Raw genomic sequence first — 16,018 nt, 5'->3', positions numbered from 1 at the left:
GTGAATTACGCTAAGGTACTGGATGCAGCGCTGCAATTATTCCCAAGAAAGATCAGGGTTACCTGTATCGATGGGATCTCGGGGACACTAATCGGGAAATATAAGCTTGGATTGGCGCAATTGCCGCCTGCATTCAATAAACCGGTTTCTATGGTAATAGAGGGCCGGGAATGGCGGGTAATTAAGGCCAACCCGCCAGGAGCAGACGATATAGCCATCTTCAGAAAGTTGACCCTTCATGTACTAAGCAAAGATCAGTTGGAAGCGGCCGCATTAGGCCATAATGTTCCCACCCGCCATGCTACCGATGCCCAACCCACTTCTACCCCATTTTATCAGGAGTTTACAGTAGATATAACAAAGGATGAATGGCTACAGCTGGAGTTCCTGCCCATATCAGCGATGTCAGCAATACAGGAGGAAATGGCGCTTATAGACCCCATTTTATTAGCGGAAAGCAATACAAATCCCTTAATGGGTTACAAGGATATCCATATCCGCCAGCAGACCAACCAGCTAGGGGCCAATATTCCATTTGACGCTTTTTGCGCAGCTATTCCCATCCGTAAAAAAGGAAATATCCGGCTCGAAGGGAGAGACTATATCAACAACGGCTTTGCCCTGCAGTCGGACAACTATACCTATTACGGTACACTTGTTGGCAACCAAATTACCCATTTATGCCTGCTCAGTACTGACGGTATCGACGACGAATTTGCGCAGGTGGCCACGACCTGGCAGTTGATGCTGGTTGATTGGTGCAAAGCGAGCATCACGATGGCAGACAGCGAATAGAAATGCGGCTCGCTTTATGTAATAAATTTGTGTGATTTCAAAAATCCTTTTAATTTAACGGCCAGAAAGTAGCACTTCCGCCAACAGATACTTTGGAAGTTTTATACACGATGCTCCGATTAGTAAGCCAACTGCCACTATTGGCTTAACCATTAAATGTATTGAACAGCATGGCAAAGAAGAAACGCATTGCTGCAAAAAAGATCGTTCCCGCAAAAAAGAAGGCAACAGCTACAAAAAAGAATGCCGCCGTTAAAAAGAAAAAGACTGGCAAAAAACTGCCCGCCTCAGCCAGAAGAGCCACCCAACGGCTGGTGATTCATACCAATGATATCACAAAGATCCTTGGCATTAACATACGTACCGCCCAGCGGTTATTACAAACGATCCGCGAAGAATTGGGCCGTAAAAAGAAAGACTATGTGTCGATCAGAGAATTCGCCCAGTATGTTCACCTTGAAGAAGAAGAGGTAAAGCAGAATCTTAGCGCAGAGGTACTTAACTGACGGATAAGACGGTTTTTATTGTTGGAAGACGTCTTACGACGTTTTGTACACATTTATTGCCCGGATCTCGGAAAGACCCGGGTTTGGTTGGTCGGTCAATGCCGATTTTGGCATAACCATAGAAATCTATTGTCATTAGCAGTGCATAGGCAATTGCCGGTAAAATGATTTGAGACGATTCCCATTGGTATTAAAGCGCCTTTTACAATAGCTCAGATTGCCTGTTAGCCCTTCAGCCTATATCATTCAAAAGAGAGTATTAGTATTATAAAATGCCCCGCCAGCATCCGCGGGGCATTGTTTTTATAACACCATTTAATTTATCGAATAAAAACCTTGCAATAGTTGACATTCAACCTTTGTTGTTATAAAAGATAATATTGGGCTGCAGAATAACTGCGGTAATGGCTTGTAATTTTAAACCATTATAGTACTGCTTGTATGTATGAACAAACGCTTTATAATCAATAGCGCCTGAAATTGAACTAATATTTTTACATAAATCAACACTTTATATATTTCAGATCAAAATCTTATCCACATGTATTATGATGAAACATTAAAGCGTATTGAACTTTTAGATCACCTTATTAAAATTAAAGGTACAGGAACAGCTAAGAAATTAGGTGAAAGGTTAGGTTTATCCCGGGCAACTGTTTATGTATATCTAAACATAATGAAAGTTCATGGAGCACCAATAAAGTTTTGCAAATACCGGCAATCATATTATTATGATGAGGAAGGATCATTTACCATTCGCTTCCTAAAAAAGGACGAATTAAGTAACCAGCGTATAACTGCTTAAGAATTCAAACAAAAGCTGGCTTAATTTTCCCTACCCCTAATCTCTTATAATAGGATGGACAGGGAAAGTTTGACTTCAAAGTGAATGTGAATAGTTTTTCCATATTCACTTGATTCTTTCTCTTTTTCCATCATTCGTTATTCTATAAAATCTATCATTCTTAATTAATAGTGCTTGTGAATTTCCTCCTGCATGATCAGTGTCAATATTTATAACTTTCCCATTAAAGAATGAGGTGATCCTATCTATTGTTGTATGGCCCGTAACGATTGTTTTCACTCCAAAATATCTCAAGGCATCATCAATTTGTTCTTCTGTAACTGTGTCCTGGTAATAACCGCGATACCAGAAAGGAGATTGGTCGCTATTGAACACTATGTTTAGTACAGGATCAACAAATTGTTGATTAGCGTGAGCGTAGAAAGGCCTTGATTTAAAATTTATATCTTTTATTGTAAGGTTTAATTTAAGCAGTTCTTTGGAAATACCACCATGGACAAATAAGATATCGCCAATTTTTTCAATAATGTTTTTCGTGCACAACCATCGCCACAACTCACCGTTCCCGTCATAAATGGCTGCAGGGGGCTTTCGGGATTTTGTTTGCTCAGCATATTTGGGATGAATATAACGCCAATCTCCATTTAAGTTCATGATTTCATGATTGCCAAGAATAAAATGCACATGACCTCCTTCCTTTATAGCCCGTTCTTCCAGCGCATAAATCAACCAAAGACATTCTGTGACCTGATCGCCTCTGTCAAAACAATCACCGTTTATCACTAAATGCCCGTCTTCAAAGATCCATTCAAAATATTTATTAATTATTCTGTTTCTTGTTAGCAATTTGCAGAACGCCTGGAAATTCCCCTCAATATCTGATACTGCAAGTATTTTTCCGGAAAATGCATATTCAGAAGGTTCATTCATTATTCCTTCTTTTAATCTAAGTGAAAAATACCTCCCCGGTTTACTTGCATTGGGAATACTTAATGCTATTTTAGGATTTACATTCATGTTCATTTCCATTATTTAATTCCCGACTTTATTTTGATGTTATATGCTTATCGCTTCTGGTTCCTGAAAAAAACTCTCTCAGATCTTCTCGTATTGTTGCCGGAATGCTACTTACCTTTTTAAAAGCTTTACGGTTTGAAGTATAGTATATTACTGTATTGTTCTCAAATAATTCTTTTTTCAAAGCCAGATGGGTTGTATCCAAAAACAAATTACTTTTCATCTCGGGAAGTTTCCCATTCTGCTCACGGAAATAGGAATTTATAGTTTTATATCCTCCCGATGCTGAAATAATTATGTAATGGTTCTGAATAAGGTTATTTATATTTTTTAATATACTGTCAATGGTTCTTTTGCGGCAACTTGGGCAGCTAGCCTCCACTGGTAACACCAAGAATGCTAACGAGTCGCTTAATTCATTTTCTGGTATCGAGTGATCAGTAAAACTTACCAAAGTCTTGAATATTGAGTCCTGCATCCCAGGATCGGTAATCAAGGATGAACTATTGATCTTACTACCTGAATTGTCACAATTTGAAAAGCATGCTATGAGCAAGTATCCTAATATACAATTAGTATAATATTGTAATCTATTCACACTTTTTAAATTCATTTTTGGGTTATTTGAATGGAAGCATCAGGGAGGTCGTTATAATTTAATTTTATCTGAACAAAATGCAACGCATTCTCATCTTTTTTGTCTACCTGCGCAAAGATCCGTCCATTGGCTGTAATAAAAAGATTGCTAAAACTGACAGACTCCGGAATTGGTGATTCACCAATGATCTGGAGATTATTATTAAATATCAGAACACTCTCTTTAACCTCTCTTTTATTATTGTCATAGCCTGACTCGCTGGTCTTTTGCCTGAAGTATCGCAAATATATTTTATGGAACGGATCAAAATAAACAGCTCCATAAGCATCTCTGATGTGATATTGCTTGCTGCCATCTCCCCTGTCCAAATCCTCCTCATTAACAGGACTTATTGGTCCTTGTTGAAACTTGCTTTTTCCATAATGAGCTATATGGAAATCGGTTAGATTTGTTTCATAAAGGCTTGAATCTGCAGGAAAGCTAAATACAAAATTTCCCCTATCATTAAAACAGTAACTATAATTCATAAAATGATAGCCGTATAAATTATTTCGGTATGATTCGGGCAAAAAATACAATTTATCTATTTTACTATTATTAAAATCAATCACGTTCATTGTTTTCCATTGCTTTAATTTTTTAAGGGTTGTCAGCGTACCAGAAGGGCGAATGCCTGCGAAAACAATACCGTTTTTCACCACTAACGGCCTGTTTGTTTTAAATGCTATTACGTGAGAAGATACATCCGGATAATTAATGGTCTTTTTTATATGTCCACTACTGTCGAGCATTGACAATGTCTTTCTGTTATTTCTTACAAAAATGCTATCAAAATTTTTACAAAAAACAGTGGGTTTGTATGACCCTTTGCCTGAAAGATATTTACCTGGTATAATTCTTTTCACCAATTGTTGTGTATTCAACTGATAAATGTTAATAGCTTCAGAGCGGGTATCAAAAATCGAAATATATTCAACTCCCTTGTCGGTAAACAGATTGATTATCCCCACTTTATTATAACTCGTGTCACTCAGTGCAAAATGCATAGTATCTGACCCTATCTCCAAACTTACGTTGTTATATTGAGGTTGTTGATAATTATAGGTTGCAACCTGAATTGGAGCGTCATTCTCCTTACATGATGTGTAAGAGAAAAATAATACGATACCTGTGATATAGATTATATTCTTCTTCATATTATTAACACTAATTGGGATGAAACACGTTGATTGTTCAGGTATTGCTTTTGCCGATTGCAAGTATGAATTTGAAAGTAATAGAACAGTTTTTAAACTGTTCTATTACAATCTTTACATTATGAAAGAATAATTCATTAACGATTACTCAGCCAATGTAGTGTTGCGATTCAGATCAGCAGACGTAGTACCACCAGCGCTGGAAGAACCGGCATCTCCTTCTGTAACGGTATTATTGCAATTGGGATTGCTTTGTACGGTTGCACATGTTGCAGTATTATCGGTTCCTGCCTGCGTTAAGCTTCCTGGGCCGTTTAATGCTGTTGAATCAGTGGATTTTGAGCTGGGAACAAAAGCTGCTACAACTGCGGAAGTGGCGAGCAATGCTAATCCCAGTATTGAGAATTTCCTCAAATTGTTCAGTTTCATAATATTCATTTTAAAGTTTAAAAATTAATGGAATCTGCAATGGCCATTGCGTTGTAAAATTATTTTGCATGAGTCTTGCTACACAAGACCCATAAAAATAAAAAACCCCACCTTGATCTGGTGGGGCTCCATGTTTTTTATGTACTATTATTTTAAAACGATATTATTTCTGACAGGAATTGAACTAAATAACTCTTGCCTTTCCCCCATTTTATTTACTTTATAATATGTATCTCCTACAATTAACAAGGCCTCAGTATGTCCGCTGGCATGTTTGGTATCTGTGTTTATAACTTTGCCATTATAGTGAACAGTCAGATTTTTCCCTATATCCCCTTCCTTAACTCCTTCAAAAATAGTATGGCCCGTAACAATTTTATTAACCTGATAATGCGTCAATATTTCATCAATGACATTAACAGGCGTTCTATATTCTGCAACCTGCTTATTTCTTGCAAGACCGAATACTACCGGTTTTTCTTTATAATAGTTCCTGTACCAAAAAGGAGACAATTCATTATCAAAAAGTAAAGCAAGGCGCCGGTCGGAAGATTGCTTTGCTGCACTGGCATTGTCATAATAAGGCCTTGCTAATTCATTAATTTGTTCAATTGTCAATCCCAGATCATTTACCTCCTGACTAAGTCCCGCATGCATAAAAAGTATGTCTCCAATCTTTTCAACAATGTTTTTTGTGCGAAGCCATTTTCCCAATTCACTGTTATTGCCATAAATCTCTGCTAATGTCTTACCCATTTTTGTTGCATTTTCTTTATACTTACTTCTTGCATACTTATGGTTTTTATCCAAGTTCATTAGTTCATGATTTCCTAAAATAAAATGAACATATCCACCTTCCTTCCTCGCTTTTTCTTCCAGGGAATACAACAGCCATAAACATTCTGTAACTTGTTCACCCCTGTCAAACATATCCCCGGCAAATACCAGGTGTCCTTTACCAAAAGTCCAATTAAATTGTGCATCAATTACTTTATTATTTTGCAGCAACATTCGTAACGCATCAAAATTGCCTTCAATATCCGAAAAGGCAATGAGCTTTTCTGGCCGTGGAAATACGGATGGCTCAATGAATGTATTGACTTTTAGTTTTACCGTAAACTTTTTACCCGGCTCGTCAGTAGCAACCAAAACAGGCTTATTATTTTCTTCCTGCATAGCCTTTACAGCCATAACCCCTTTTTCAAATGTATATGATTTACTACCACTCGTTTCATGTAATATATATGGACCATCTGAACCTCCCTGCCAGTCCTCTACCGCAGCTTTTAATGCATGTTTTCTGATCAAACCAATTAACTTATCATTTACAGAAAAAGAGTCTACTAGTGAATTTGAAATAACCTTTCCATTATAGTTGACAAGAATTACTGCGGGAAATTCTTTTATGTTAAAGGAGTCGAGTATATTATCCTGGCCATCTTTTTGATCAACATAAGCATTGATCCCCATTCCTGTCGTATAAGTTGATTTGCTTAAATTCTTGAGCCAGGCTGACCGATCTTTGTCTGCAGAAATATGAAGAAAAGTTACATTTGGATTGTCCCTAAATAAGGTTTCAACTTTTTTTAGGGAATTAGCTAACCTTGCGCTGGCAGGATCTCCGGCTTTCCAAAAATGCATTAAAACTACTTTTCCCATTAAACCTGACCTGGTAATTGGTTTTAACTGAGCATCATAGACAGTAAAATCAGGCACTCTTTCATTTTTTGTAACCATCCGGGTATTTTGCTCAAAGTTTTTGACATAAGCCTGGAACTCAGGCTTTCTCTCCGGATCACTATAATATTTGTGTAATAAAGTTTCGGTGACTGGAGAAAAGCCAAACTCTTTTATAACATAGCTGGTTAAAAATTCCATCAAGCCGTATTCCAGCGCATCTCCTTTATAGATATTTTTGCCGTTATTAAACATTGCCAGTGCAAACTCTTCTTTACTAACCAATGCGCCTCTATGATCAGGAGGAAAATTGTTTTGTCGGGCCAGAAATAATCTATTAAATCCAGTTATTACATGCTCACCTATCCATGCAGTTGGTTGTGATCTGAACCAAAGGAGCTTAGGGGTAAAAAAGTCCTCGTCAAATATTTTGCAAAGTGTTTTTTTATCAACATGAAGTTCTTCCAGCCGGAGGTTCATAAATTTATGTCTTAGCCGATCTTCATAGTCCTCAATGGCGGTCAATTTCAGGTAGTTAAATGAAAACGAATTTAATTTTTCTTTACTGGATTCAATTAATAATTCAATTAAAGCCAATTCACGATTTAAGTATTCCCTCCATTCTATATAATCCTGTACAGAGTTTGTAACATAAAATGTAGGATTTGAAGGTTTTTGCAGCGCTTCTTTAAGGGTGGCAATTTCGTTATTCAGGATGAGCTTATCGGCTCCTTTTCCCGAAAAACGTACTCTTTCATCTTTGTAATTTACTATAATACTATCGCCAGGTTCAAGCACCCAACTTTTAAATGAATTGGCTATGGGTAAAGACAGATATAAATTAATGGGTTCGTTTGACGGAATTATCCATTCAATATTCCTATTTGGATCTTTCTTTGTTATTCTTTGATGCCATGGCCTTATTTCATAAGGTACATAACTCATGGTAATTAATTCCGGAAGTGGTTTCGAAACAGGGGTTGAATCAATGATTAAATTAAAATAAATGGTTCTATCGCCAGTCTGCCCCATCATGAAAACACAGAATAAACACAAGATCATTGTGCACATCGATCTTTTCATTCTTATAAGTTTATATGAGTTAATAATATTGCCGACTTTGCATGATTGCTTAATACCCGGGATTTTGTGACAAGCCGGCTATCTGAACATCGGCGAAAGGAATTGGTGATATCGATTTATCACTGGGATAAGGTAAAAGTTGTGCTGCCGGTGTAAGTGCATCCTTACGGTTTACGTTTTGTTTCCATCGAAGCAGATCAAACATTCGAATTCCTTCAAAGGCCATCTCTTTACGTCTTTCTATTTTAATTGAATCAATTAATGCAGCTCCCATTATTGTCGGAGCAATAACAGGAATCCCAGCCCGGACCCGGATTTCGTTTGCAAAATAACGAGCACTATCATCATTGCCCAACATGGCATAAGCCTCGGCAGCTGTCAGTGCCATTTCCGTTGAACGAAAGAATGTTTGATAAAAATCAGCTTCAGCCATTGTATGAGTGCCCGTTACACCTTTAGGGAATTTAGTAACTACTTTACCTATAGTAGAATCTAAAATCCAGCTGTTTCTTTTATCGCTGGGATATGCCCTATATAACTGGACTATGTCATTGGAAGCAGTGAAACGGATAGTACGTCTGCAATATCTCCCATAAAAATCTGTGGTGTAATTTGCTGTCTGAGAACTTCCCGGAGGGATTTGAAACAAGGCTTCCGACTCCTGTGACGTATATAACTTGGCCGGATAATCAGCAATCATCATGGGCACATCTTGTAAGACCTGCCCTGCCAAATATTTGGCCATGTTATAATCCGATTTAAAAAGATAAATCCTTGCAAGCAGTGCCTTGCCTGCCTGATAATTAATATATTGTTTATTGGTTACTCCAGTGGCAGGCAATAATTGCAATGCTTCTTTTAGGTCGGCAATCATGGCTTCATATACTTCCGCGACTGTTTGCCTTGTCACACGTTCTTCAATATCTGAAGTATATATATATGGAACGCCCAAATGAGAGGCATCCTGAGAATAATTAAAAGACTGGGCGAACAAATTTACCAGAGAGAAATGCATCCATGCTCTTATGCAAAGAGCTTGTCCTTTCAGCATAGCTGCCTTGGCAAGGTCCTGGTCTTTATATTCATCTGATTTTTCAATTACAAAATTGCAGGCTCTGATAATACGGTAATTGTCATACCATGCTCCCCCGCTTTCATCAAGCGTTGTCGTTTGAGTCCAGTTATAAAAATTTCCAAGTTGACTAAGAGAAACGGAGCCAAATAACTTTAGATTATCGGCCGTTATCTCAGGTATAGGCATGTTGAATAATCCAGCAACAGAAGTGGCCAGTTCCCCGTATATTCCATTCATATAATGCTCTGTAGTAGGCAAATCGACCACATAACCTTGCCTAAGTATTTTGGTCTTATCGATTACCTCTAAAAAATCCTTTTTACAGGCACTTCCTGTCAAAATAACTGAACAGATAAAAAAGTATGTATATCGTTTCATCTTATTATGTTTAATAAAAGCAAGTCATTATTAGAATCCAGCATTAATGCCAATAGACCACGTACGCGCAATTGGGTAACTATAGCTAATTACACCATATACGTTTGCTGATGAGGGATCGCCATAAGTATTGGCCGTTGTCCAAAGTGCTAAATTGTTTCCTTGCAAGTAGACTTTCGCATTACTTAAATGCAATAGTTGAATCAATTTTGCAGGAACCTGATAGCTTAATATAATATTCTGTAAGCGAATGTGATCTCCTTTGTACAGGGTTCGGGTAGATCGGTTGGAACCTGAGATATTATTTACTGTTCTTTTTGGATTTGGAGATTCATCACCTGGTTTTTGCCAGCGATTCAATGCATCTTTGGTTTCATTTACCAAGGGAAGATAACCATCGTTGACAGTTCTAATACTATTATTGTTTAGAATATTATAGCCATATTGATAATAAAGAATTGCTGACAATTCCAACCCCATATAGTTAAAGGTATTAGTGATTGCGCCAAAACCATCAGGCTGTGCTTTGCCTACAAATTCCGGTTTTGCTGCATTATAATCAGGACTGGCATTCCCTAAAGAATCCATGTATAAAGCAGCTCCTGTCAACGGATCTACCCCGGCCCAACGACGGAGGTAAAACGAATTAAAACTTTTGCCTTCCTGATTATAGGCTACGCTCAACTGGGACTGTACAGTAGAATTATTTGCTTTGATCAACTTATTTTGATTGGTACTCCAGTTGCCATCCAAGCGCCAAAAGAAACTTTTCTTACGAATAATATTGGCGGAGAAAGACAATTCAACACCGCGATTTCTCATGGCACCCACATTACCGAGAATACTTTGGTAACCTGTATTCCGGGAAAGTGGTAAAGAATAAATCAGGTTATCAGTGGTTCTTTGGTATATATCGGCTGTAAACGAAAGTCTTTCGTTTAATATGCGAAGTTCTAATCCAGCGTCCCATGAAAAAGTATTTTCCCATTTCACATCAGCATTGCCTGCTACCGAACCAGCTGGTCTAACACTAATGTTGCCAGAATACGTTCCCGGCGTAATTGGGTCATAAGGTGTAAAACGGTCAATTGCACCAGCGTTGCCCGCTGCCCCGATGCTTCCTCTCACTTTTAAATAATTCATCCAGCGTGAGGCAGCGTTCATAAAAGGTTCGGCACTTATGACCCAACCTACTCCGGTACTCCAATAAGTACCAAATCGCTTATCTTCTCCAAATCGGGACGATCCGTCTCTTCTGACGGTACTGGTAAGAAGATATTTATTCTCGTAATCATAATTTAGCTGGCCAAAATAAGATAACAATGTCTCTTTAAGTGTATATCCTGCCTGACTGAAAACTGTTGCGCCGGGACTAGTGATTTGATCATAATACGGTGAGGACAACCCGGTGACCGCCACTCCCAGAATTTTTTGATTTAAAATCCGGGCCTCCTGACCTGCCAAAAGACCTAGCCGGTGTTTCGAACCAAATTGTTTATTAAACTGTAAAATATTTGTGGAAATTATATTGGCCCTACGAGTATCTCTTTCTTCAACTCTGCCCCCTGTATTTCTGATGGCTGGGTCACGAAGTCTTGGATCCGCTTTTTCTTTCGCTTCGGTAAGTGCAAAATCAAATCCTACATTGGTGCGGAAACTTAGATACTTTAATAAATTTATTTCTCCAAATACATTGGTTAAGCCTCGAAAAGCAGTATTCTGATTGGTATTATATTTCGCAGCGGCTACAGGGTTTACGGTGTTTTCTGCAAGAACCCCTTGTTGAAAATTAAAATTATAATCACCATTTTCAAGATAAATAGGTATTAAAGGGGATAAACTTGAAATAAACATATTTTCCATTTTCCCGTCATTACCCCCCGCAGTACTTGCGCCATAATCCTGCTTTGTATGGGAAACAGTAGTATTTAAACCGAATTTTAACCAATGTTGAGGTCTATGTTCAAGATTCAATCTAATTGATTTTCTATCAAAACCGGTGTTTTTTACTACTCCATCTTGTTTCGTGTATTCAAAGTTTAGATAAAAAGTAGTCTTTTCATTACCGCCTGAAATTGAAAGATCATTAGATATTGTAGTAGCATTATTTTTATACAAGGCATCATACCAATCAGGCTGTGCATAAAAGCTTCCGTCTGCCATTGTAGGAAATAACTTTTTCAAAGTATCAATCACCTTTTGGGGATTTTGATAGTATGAATTTGTATTTGCCAACGTCTCGTGTACAAGTTCCAGGTATTCGTCCTGATTAAGCATGTCTTGCAATTGGGTTGGGGCGGCAATATCGGTCTGATGGCGAATATTGAATCTGGTTTTCCCGGGTTTACCTTTTTTGGTTGTCACCATAATTACTCCGTTACTGGAATTGGCGCCATAAAGTGCGATAGCAGCCGCATCTTTCAATACGGTTATACTCTCGATATCTGTCGGATTCAACTGCGCCAAAGGATTATTGATTGCGGTGGTAGCATTTGAAATATACATTTGGGAAGTTTCCTGAGAAACAGGAACGCCATCTATAACAATTAATGGGTTTCTCACAACAGAACCATTTTCCGGGTTGGCGCTAGTTGCCACACCCCTTAACACAAAATTACTTACACCGCCACCTGGTTGTCCGGTACCGCTTGTTACCAATAACCCTGGCACCAGGCCTTGAAGTGATTTGTCAAAAGAAAGATGGGGTAAATTAGTGATCTGCTCTCCTTTTACCACCGTCACCGCTCCTACATTCCGTCTCTGCGTCGTCGTATTATACGCCACTACCACCGCCTCATCCAGGTCATCTGTTCTTTGCGACAGATCGATGCTGATAAAACTTTGCCCGTTTAACCGCACTTCCCGGGCTGAATGGCTCACGCTGCTCACTACCAGCGTGGCATCTTCTTCCACTTCGGGCAAGGTAAATATGCCGTCTTTGTCGGTGCTGGCGCCATTGTCGGTGCCTTTGATCACAATACTCGCGCCGGCTACTGGCAAATTGTTGCTGGTGACTTTTCCGCGAACCGCGATGATCTTGCGGGGTCTTGATGTGGAGACAGCAGCAGTAACTGGTGCAGCGGACGGCTGCCCGGGCCTCCTTTTCACAATGATCGTTTTGTCGACGATCGCATAACTCAGCGGCTGGTTGCGGAAACAGGCTTCCAGGGCTACTTGTAAACTTACATGCTGCAGGTTAAGGGTTACATTTACCGCCCCCTGGAGCAGGGTTTCATTGTAAAAAAAGCGGTAACCGCTTTGCTTCTCAATGGTGTGAAAGACCTTCTGGATCGGCACATTCTGCTGCCTGATCGTGATTCCGCCCCGGTCGTCTTCAGCCTGGGCCGTTGCCGGATGAAAGAGCGTTACAAAAATCAGCAATCCTGTACATACCAATACAGTTTTGGTCAAAATCTGACCGCTACGGATGCACCAGGTCCGTAATTTCATACATTTGCGTTTTAGGTTTGATAAATAGAAATGTTCTCAACAGTTTTATTTAGAAATGACCCAACCAAACAGCCGCCCCATCTCGCACATGAGGCGGCATTTTTTTATGGCTATAGTCAGTTTTGCACGATTAACGTACGGCCTTTCAGTTCAAACCTGACTTCGGAATATTTCAAGATCTCCAACAGCTGACTCAGGTTCACATTCCGGCCAATCTTTCCACTGAATTTATCTTTGGGTTTTCCCTTCGGATATTCCACTTCTATATCATACCAACGGGCTACCTGCCGCATCAGGGTTCCGATATCTGCATGCTGGAACAGGAACTCGCCGTTTTTCCAGGCTACCACTTCTTCCAGATCTGCATGGTTCTTTACGGTCAATAGCCCTTCATGACTGATCTGTGCCTGTTCACCTGGCGTAAGAATAGCTGAGGCTGCAGGAGCCACCATCTTTTTTCCATTGACCACTGACCAGTCACCATGTACCACCTTTACTTTTCCTTCAAGCAAGGTGGTTTTCACAGCCGCCTCATCATCATAGGCATTGATATTAAAATGGGTACCTAATACCTCCACTTCTGACGTTTTTTGCGTTCCATTATTTTTAGCTATTGTTACCTTAAATGGCCTGCGGGCGTCTTTGGCTACCTCAAAATAGCCTTCACCGGTAATGGTCACGCTGCGCTCATGGCCATTAAAAGCAGTGGGATAAGTGATCGACGATGCTGCATTCAACCATACCCTTGTGCCATCGGGTAATTTCAGTTGAAATTGTCCGCCTGCAGGTGTGGCGAGTGTATTATAGGTCAATGGTGAATGGTCAGTGGCGAATGGCTTACCGCTGTTTCCATCCCCGCGATCGTATATAAGCTCACCGTCGTTCTGCTTTATAATATTGGAACTTCCTTGCTGCGCTAACAATCCGTTTTGTGCATTGTCGAGCACAATGGTCTTTCCATCGCTTAGTTGAAGGATGGCTTTATTACCTCCCGGCAGTACATCGTTAATGGTAGTCCGCGCTACAGGTGCTGGAGTGCCTGGTTTGGATCTGCCCTGGAACCAGAAATAGCCAACGGCAGTGAACAAGGCTGCTACGGTAACTGCAGCGGCCAGGTATCTGTACTTGCAGGATGGTTGTACAGGCATAACATATACGGGCGTGTTTTCCCGGGTAGCCTCTTCGATCTTTTGCCATACAGCTTCGCGGTCCTCTTCTCCTTCATAGTACGTGATCAACTCCCGGCGCAGGGTTTCATCGGTTGTCAACTGCTGTAACAGCTCGCGGTTAGCGGCATGCTGGCTGGCCCATTGCTCCAGCTCTATGCTTTCTGCTACGGTCAATTCACCCCGCCATTGTTTAATAATAAGGGATGCGATCCTTTTAACTACTACGATCATTTCTTTAGTTTAAATAATAGCCTGCCTCACCATGGTGACAATCAGGCGTATCAGTTCCTTAATGTTGTTAATGAATGGTAATGGCAATCGGTAGTGCTGGAAAAGGTAATGGTAACATGCGCTATAAGGATCAGGCTGGAAAAGGTCATCAACGCATGCAACTTAGAAACGTAGCTTTGTGAATTTGTACCAAACGATGTACTGCATTATTGCATGACATAACAATTCGGTAATATAAAATTGATTGTCAGGGGGATGTTTAATTAGTGAATTCCGATGGCGGTCTTTTTCCTGCAGATAGATTGATAATTATCAAAGAAGTTTGTTGGTTCTTAATTAATATCAATAAAAATTGTGCGGGTAATTGGAATTTAGGCCGTGTTAGCGTGCTTATTCCCGGCATTAAGTAGAAAAAGCGGTTCGATAACGGTTTTTGGGCCGCTTATGCGTAAATAATTGCAGAACGCTGTTTTTTTCAGGTTAAAACTTCGTGTCAGGGCGATCAACCTTTGTATTTCCATTAAAAGCTGCGATTGATCATAAAAAGCCGGCTAAGGGTAGCCATACAATACATCTTTTCAGCTGAAAAAAGCTACGATCCATGACAACAAAGCCTGCTAACGGCATTAATGCATCTATCAGTCCTGTAAAAGATCCATGGGTTTAGAGCAACCAAGATCCGATCGTTGACAGATAAGTTACTTGCGGCCATAAAACAACTGTCATTCGCAGTATTGGGTCTACGATCGATGACCCAAAGTCTGCTAGTTACAATAAAGTATCTATGATCTGTAGTAAAAGATCGAGGATGTCGAAAAAAGAAGCTGCGACCTATGGCGAAAAGGCTGGTACCGGCCATAAAAAAACTTCTGATCCCCGCAAAAGATCTATGATGGAGCAATATTAAGCTAAGTTCAATGATTGAAAGCTTATGAGGCGGCAAAATGATCTCTACACCATACATAAAATAACCAACACCAATAATTCCATATTATAGTTGGCGAGGGCCAGCCTTAAGATCTTTACAGCGCGGGCTTTTTGATTGCGTATGGTTTGTTCGGTGAGCGCTAATTCTATAGCAATGGCGGCGTTCTTCTTACCTTCGAGCCAGGCCATTTTAAAAATGCGTTTGCATTGTGTGGGAAGATGCTCAATTTCCTGGTGGATCTGTTTCAGCACCGCTGCTTTGATTTCATCATTGATTGCAGGCATTTGTTCTTCCTGTTGCACCAAAACATAACCCAATTCCTGCCTGTTGGCTGTTTGGCGTTGGCGGTATCTTAGATAATCCATACAGGCATTGCGCGCGGTAATGTATAAGAAGGCTTTGATATTTTCCTGCGTAGCGAAATTGGCGTGCAGCTTCCACAGTTTTACAAATGTTTCGGCCGTGATATCTTTTGCTTCTTCGCGGTCATCGATCAGCTTTTTTACAAAGCCATATAAGCGGTTATAATGCAAATTATATACGGCAGCAAAGGCTTCTTTGCTTCCCTGCTGAAAACCGGCAATAATGTGATGTCCCGGATTCTTCATGAACCAGTCCGTTAAGAATTGCTATTAATTTGAGCCCATCACACAGCCATCACCCGCACAAAGAAAATTTTAT

Annotated in this window: 13 protein-coding genes; 4 read left to right on the top strand and 9 right to left on the bottom strand. The window is 39.8% G+C overall.

The genetic code is table 11. The features are described from left to right. The 3 genes from JT717_RS07985 (at window position 1) to JT717_RS07975 (ending at window position 2,106) form a co-directional block, all read left to right on the top strand. Window positions 1-795, top strand: coding sequence for a hypothetical protein (locus JT717_RS07985; protein ID WP_205509672.1), 795 nt, complete (start codon window positions 1-3; stop codon window positions 793-795). Window positions 796-965: 170 nt separating this feature from the next. Continuing rightward, window positions 966-1,301 carry a hypothetical protein gene (locus JT717_RS07980; RefSeq protein ID WP_205509671.1) on the top strand — a complete coding sequence of 112 codons (336 nt, stop codon included), beginning with the start codon at window positions 966-968 and terminating at the stop codon, window positions 1,299-1,301. 541 nt (window positions 1,302-1,842) lie between these two features. Then, a complete protein-coding gene (locus JT717_RS07975; protein WP_205509670.1) occupies window positions 1,843-2,106 on the top strand; it encodes an HTH domain-containing protein in 264 nt (87 codons plus the stop codon). 105 nt (window positions 2,107-2,211) lie between these two features. Here JT717_RS07975 and JT717_RS07970 read toward each other — a convergent pair whose 3' ends face one another. From JT717_RS07970 to JT717_RS07935, 8 genes are all read right to left on the bottom strand, one after another. Next, the gene (locus tag JT717_RS07970) at window positions 2,212-3,129 is read right to left on the bottom strand and encodes a metallophosphoesterase (RefSeq protein WP_205509669.1); all 918 of its coding nucleotides are present in this window, start codon (window positions 3,127-3,129) and stop codon (window positions 2,212-2,214) included. 22 nt (window positions 3,130-3,151) lie between these two features. Then, entirely contained in the window at window positions 3,152-3,736 is a 585-nt protein-coding gene (locus JT717_RS07965) for a hypothetical protein (protein ID WP_205509668.1), read from the bottom strand. After that, complete coding sequence (locus tag JT717_RS07960; protein WP_205509667.1) at window positions 3,733-4,917, bottom strand: DUF4221 family protein; 1,185 nt, start codon at window positions 4,915-4,917, stop codon at window positions 3,733-3,735. Before JT717_RS07960 ends, JT717_RS07965 begins: the two co-directional genes overlap by 4 nt. Window positions 4,918-5,061: 144 nt before the next feature. Beyond that, a complete protein-coding gene (locus JT717_RS07955; protein WP_205509666.1) occupies window positions 5,062-5,346 on the bottom strand; it encodes a hypothetical protein in 285 nt (94 codons plus the stop codon). A gap of 147 nt (window positions 5,347-5,493) precedes the next feature. Beyond that, window positions 5,494-8,106, bottom strand: coding sequence for a metallophosphoesterase (locus tag JT717_RS07950; protein WP_205509665.1), 2,613 nt, complete (start codon window positions 8,104-8,106; stop codon window positions 5,494-5,496). Between the two features lie 49 nt (window positions 8,107-8,155). Continuing rightward, a complete protein-coding gene (locus tag JT717_RS07945) occupies window positions 8,156-9,559 on the bottom strand; it encodes a RagB/SusD family nutrient uptake outer membrane protein (RefSeq protein ID WP_205509664.1) in 1,404 nt (467 codons plus the stop codon). Between the two features lie 30 nt (window positions 9,560-9,589). Then, complete coding sequence (locus JT717_RS07940; protein WP_205509663.1) at window positions 9,590-13,009, bottom strand: TonB-dependent receptor; 3,420 nt, start codon at window positions 13,007-13,009, stop codon at window positions 9,590-9,592. A gap of 116 nt (window positions 13,010-13,125) precedes the next feature. Next, complete coding sequence (locus JT717_RS07935) at window positions 13,126-14,409, bottom strand: FecR family protein (protein ID WP_205509662.1); 1,284 nt, start codon at window positions 14,407-14,409, stop codon at window positions 13,126-13,128. A 784-nt stretch (window positions 14,410-15,193) separates the two neighbouring features. Between JT717_RS07935 and JT717_RS28595 the strand changes: the two genes are divergently transcribed. Continuing rightward, on the top strand, window positions 15,194-15,316 hold the full coding sequence (locus JT717_RS28595; protein WP_255552928.1) for a hypothetical protein: 123 nt from the start codon (window positions 15,194-15,196) through the stop codon (window positions 15,314-15,316). 44 nt (window positions 15,317-15,360) lie between these two features. Here JT717_RS28595 and JT717_RS07930 read toward each other — a convergent pair whose 3' ends face one another. Then, window positions 15,361-15,945 (bottom strand): RNA polymerase sigma-70 factor, encoded by a 585-nt coding sequence (locus tag JT717_RS07930; protein ID WP_205509661.1) that lies wholly within the window; start codon window positions 15,943-15,945, stop codon window positions 15,361-15,363. Between the last annotated feature and the right edge of the window lie 73 nt (window positions 15,946-16,018).

The organism is Longitalea arenae, assembly GCF_016924755.1.
Lineage (GTDB): Bacteria > Bacteroidota > Bacteroidia > Chitinophagales > Chitinophagaceae > Niastella > Niastella arenae.
The sequence above is the reverse complement of the archived record's forward strand: the minus strand, read 5'-3'. Positions and strand labels throughout refer to the sequence as shown.